1 protein-coding gene is annotated in these 1,692 nt (G+C 70.3%); it reads right to left on the bottom strand.

Annotation, left to right across the window (positions count from 1 at the left end):
- Positions 1–61: 61 nt before the first annotated feature.
- The gene (locus MFF24_RS28545) at positions 62–1,597 is read right to left on the bottom strand and encodes an ISL3 family transposase (protein ID WP_238229208.1); all 1,536 of its coding nucleotides are present in this window, start codon (positions 1,595–1,597) and stop codon (positions 62–64) included.
- Positions 1,598–1,692 lie beyond the last annotated feature (95 nt).

The following is a 1,692-nucleotide window of genomic DNA, read 5'->3' as shown; positions in this document are numbered from 1 at the left end:
GGTTCATCCGCACTTTCGGTGCTTTTGGGCTATCGTTTGCCGAAGCTCTGCCGGTCTCGGTTCATGCGACATGCAGGACGCGCTGGCGCAGCAGATCGAACTTGGCTCGGCCGTACATGCTACGCTTGATCAGCTTGAGGCGGTTGACCTGCCCCTCGACCGGGCCGTTGCTCCAGGGTTCGACGATGGCTGCGCGCACGGCTGCCTCGTCCTGCCGGAGCCCGGCGACGAAACCGCCGAGATCGGTTGCGGCTGCAGCCTCCAGCCATGGCGTCAGTCCGGTAGGATCGTTTTGGCGCAGGAGGTCGGCGAAGGCGCGTACATCCTCGGCGGCTTGCTTCAGCTTCGGCGCGGCGATGCAGAGCGCGTCGGCGAAGGCGCGATCCTCCCGTGACAGCGTGGTCGGGTCGCAGGTGAGCCAGTGGGTGATGCGGCGCGTCGAGGGGATCCGGGCGGCCGGCGGTCGGGCCGGCGCACCCTGCCTCCGTCGCGCAGCCCAGCGTCGGACGATGTCGTAGCTGCCGATGAAGCCCTGCGCGCGCAACTCGCGGTGAAGGACGGTGGCGCTGTGCTGGCCCTCCTGCCAGCGCGTCTCGACGAAGGGGAGATGGCGGTCGAGCCGGCTCGGACCTAAGGCTCGACGGTAGGGCATGAACCGGCCCGCCCGGAGCCAGCGGCGCACAGCGTTGCGGGACGCACCGATACGGCGAGCGATCTCCTTGGTCGACAGACCTTCGCCGTGGAGGCACAGGGCTGTCTCGCAGCGGTCGCGTCGCCGGCTGTTTACCTCTGGCGTGGGTGCGGTCTCCGTCAGGTCAGGGGAGGCAGAGCGATCGTGCATGCCGCGGTGGACCACGTCCCGGATCTGAGGCTGGTGCCGTTCGACGATACCGCGCAACGCCTCGGACGCGTTGACGAGCAGATGCCAGCGATCCGCGACCTGCGTCGCCGCCGGCGCTCCCGTGCGCGCGGCCTCGGCGTAGGGTCCCGAGCGGTCACGGCTGATGACGGTCACGCTCGGATGGGCGGCCAGCCAGTCCCGCACCGGCGCCGATGAGCGGCCGGGCAACAGGTCGATGACGCGCTGCCGTTCCAGGTCGCACACGATGGTGCCGTAAGACCGGCCGCGCCGCCAGGCCCAGTCGTCGATGCCGACTACGCGCGGCGGCGCGGACGGCACGGTCCCGCGGCGGCGGATCAGGCGCAGGACCGTGTCGCCGCTGACCGGCATGGCCAGCCGCCGCGACAACCGCGCGCCGGGCTCCCCGCCCAGCACCATGCCGATATCGGTTTGCGCCTCGGCCAATCGGTCGCTGCGGCGCGCCTTGCGCGCGCCCAGCCCCGGCACGCGTTCGGCGAAGATCCGACCCGGGCAATGGCTGCAGCGGAAGCGGCGCACCTGTACCCGCCACGTCACCGCCCGGTCCTGCCAGGGCAGGTCCACGAACGTCCGCCAATACGTGCTGTGCACCCGCGTCGAAGCACGCCCGCAAACCCGACAGGAGGCTTGGGCCGCCGTGGTCCGGGCGGTAATCAGCAGCGCCGTTCCATCCAGCGTCAGATCCTCGATGTGCAGGCCGTCCGGGACCGACGGCATCGACGGGTTCGAGATTGGCATCGCGCTGCCCTCGGGCCACCACGCGGATTAACGCCCGAGACACCCCGAAGCATCGAAAGTGCGGATGAACCCCT

The organism is Methylorubrum aminovorans (assembly GCF_022179725.1).
GTDB lineage: Bacteria > Pseudomonadota > Alphaproteobacteria > Rhizobiales > Beijerinckiaceae > Methylobacterium > Methylobacterium aminovorans.
Note: the sequence above shows the minus strand (reverse complement) of the source record. Positions and strands in the feature narration are given on the sequence as shown.

Excerpts from the sequence above, each read along its gene's own strand:
- MFF24_RS28545 (WP_238229208.1), bottom strand. The coding sequence starts at position 1,597 with ATGCCGTCGGTCCCGGACGGCCTGCACATCGAGGATCTGACGCTGGAT.